The sequence below is a fragment of the Streptomyces sp. NPDC104309 genome, from assembly GCF_055584025.1.
Genome location: NZ_JBVJMV010000144.1, coordinates 1 through 1469, shown reverse-complemented (window position 1 = coordinate 1469; position 1469 = coordinate 1). Strand labels below are relative to the sequence as shown.

Sequence of the window (1469 nt, the reverse complement as noted above, 5' to 3'; positions counted from 1 at the left end):
GTGACCGTCATTGAAGTCACGACCCGGCTGCCGTCGGGGCGGCCGTCCAGCTTCCTTTCCGCGTAACGGGAGATGGGGGACTTCACCTTGCGAGTGCTGACGCGGGTTCGCCGCGCGGGCGACAGCGCCGACAGGACTCGGCGGCCGATCTCTCCGATGCCCTGCTCGAAGACTCCCTCTGCGCATACCAGCAGGTCGCGGGCGGTTTGGAAGGCGATGGTGAAGCCACAGCGGTCGGGGTCGGTGCCCGGCCTGGACTCCGCCGCCTCGACCATGGTGCGGCGCAGGAGCTGGTAAAGGGTGAGCAGGGACCACATCTCCTGCTCGACGCCGACCGCGTCGTGCGAGCGCAGGACACGTCCGTGCAGGATGGTATGGCGCAAGGCGTAGTAGGCGCTCTCGTGCTCCCAGCGCTCGTGATAGAGGTGCACGAGGCGGTCGGCGGGGTAACGGCCGGCGTCCAGGAGTGTGGTCGCCAGACGGTAGGAGCCTTCGAAGTTGCTGCCGTCCGTGCAGGTGACGTTCACCCGGGCTTCGATGATGCGTACCGGGACGCCGCCGATGACCGAGAGGTAGGAGGAGTCAGCGAGCGGCTGGAGGACCGGTGGGCGACGGCGCTGGCGAATGCGGCCCAGGACCCGTGCGCCGGTGGCGTGCACGGCAGCGAGGAAGTCGTTGCCGTCGAAGCCCCGGTCCCACAGCACCAACATCTCGGGGCCCAGATGGTGCAACAGCCTGGTGGCGTACGAGGTCTCGCCCTCCCGGGTGGGGCCGAAGACCGCGCCGATCACTGCCCGGGTGCCGGTCTCGACCAGCGTCATCAGCTCGACCTGGGGATAGCCGCCGTGCGGGCACCGCCCCAGCCAGCCCCGGTTGCGCTCGCTGTCAGGAACCTTGATCGAGCTGCAGCCGTCGAACGACACCGTCCGATACGGGCCGAACCGCACCCCCGGTGTCCTCGGCTGGGCCAACGGCCCGGCCAGCACCTCGAACAACGCCCGCACCGGCGCGCTGCCGAGTCTGCGGCGCAGATCACGTAGCGCTTTCGCGCTCGGGCAGACGACCGGCATCCCCGACAGGCCGGCGGTCAGCTTGTCCCAGACCAGCCGGTAGCCGATCTCGGGGAACAGACACATCGCCAGGAGGAAGTAGACGCCGACCCGCGAGGGCAGATCACGCAACCGCCGCTGCACGGTCCTGGTCTCGGACAAGACCGCGTCGACCAGGTCGAACGGCACGATCGACGTCAGTTCTCCCAGATGGCCGGGAGCGAAGCGGCCCGCGGCCACAGTCACCGTACGGGTGATGGCCGTCAGCCGAGACGGCACGACACAATGAGAGGGCAACGGAGCTCCTTACGGGACAAGCTGTCTTGGACGACTGCCTGTACCAACGAGCTCCGTTGCTCCACGTTGAAAACCCGTCAACTCCCTTGCATGACCTGCAGAAACGCTAACTACCCGGCCTTG

Annotated in this window: 1 protein-coding gene; it reads right to left on the bottom strand. The window is 67.9% G+C overall.

Going from position 1 to position 1469, the window contains the following annotated elements; translation table 11 throughout:
- On the bottom strand, positions 1–1328 hold a 1328-nt coding region (locus ACZ68L_RS46890), incomplete at its 3' end, for an IS4 family transposase (protein ID WP_469591045.1).
- Between the last annotated feature and the right edge of the window lie 141 nt (positions 1329–1469).